Origin of the sequence: Micromonospora sp. S4605, from assembly GCF_003176715.1 — a bacterium.
In the GTDB taxonomy this organism is placed as follows: domain Bacteria; phylum Actinomycetota; class Actinomycetes; order Mycobacteriales; family Micromonosporaceae; genus Micromonospora; species Micromonospora echinaurantiaca.
Genome location: NZ_QGSW01000321.1, coordinates 1 through 967, shown reverse-complemented (window position 1 = coordinate 967; position 967 = coordinate 1). Strand labels below are relative to the sequence as shown.

Annotated in this window: 1 protein-coding gene; it reads right to left on the bottom strand. The window is 66.8% G+C overall.

Translation table 11 applies throughout. From position 1 onward, the window contains the following. Positions 1–24: 24 nt before the first annotated feature. Positions 25–909, bottom strand: a complete 885-nt coding sequence (locus DLJ47_RS28425) for an IS5 family transposase (protein WP_109904513.1) — start codon at positions 907–909, stop codon at positions 25–27. Positions 910–967: the final 58 nt, after the last annotated feature.

Sequence of the window (967 nt, the reverse complement as noted above, 5' to 3'; positions counted from 1 at the left end):
AGAAAGTGTTGGGTAACCGGGTGGCTACTTCTGGTTGAGTTCGTCGTCGAGGCGTCGGGCTGCCTCGGTCTCGATCGGGCCTTGCGGCTCGACGTCCTCACCGGCTAGGCGCGCGGCCATCAACCGGATCATCGCCACCTTGATCATCGCTTCGGCGTGCGCGGGCTTGCGTTCGTAGTCGCGGGCCAATCGTCTGCACCGTCCCAGCCAGGAGAAGGTTCGTTCCACCACCCACCTGCGGGGTAGCACCTGGAAGCCTTTCACGTCGGCGTTGCGGGCCACGATCTGCAACTCGACCCCGGCGTGGGTGCGGGCCCAGTCCAGCAGTCCCGCGTCGATGCGGTTGACGTAGCCGGCGTCCGCCCAGACCAGCCCCAGCAGTGGGAATGTGTCCGTGATGCCTGCCAGCACCAGCTTGGCCCCGGCGCGCTCCTGCACCGAGGCGGCGTGCACCACGGCCTTGAGCAACAGTCCTGCCGTATCGACCAGCAGATGCCGCTTGCGGCCCCGAGTGCGTTTGGCGGCGTCGTAGCCTATGGCATCGCCGCCTTGGTGGCTGTGCGCGGTCTGCGAGTCCAGCACCGCCGCCGACGGCTGCGGATCACGTCCCTCGGCCACCCGCACCGCGTCTCGCAGCCGGTCATGCACCCGACCCCACGTGCCGTCGGCACTCCAGCAGCGAAACCATCGGTAAGCCACGTCCCAGGGCGCCAGGTCGTGCGGGACGTGCCGCCAGGCACAGCCGGTACGCAGCACGTACAGGATCGTGTCGATCACCAATCGGCGCGGATAACCCAGCGGCCGCCCACCCCGGCGTGGATCCCGCTGCGGCAGCAGCGGCTTGATCACCGCCCATTGCGGATCGGTCAGAGAGGACTCGTACGCCGGTTTACAGACACAACGACACAGACACGATCTTCACCGACACGGCCAACGAAGATCACGCCGAGGTATCACAACACTTTCT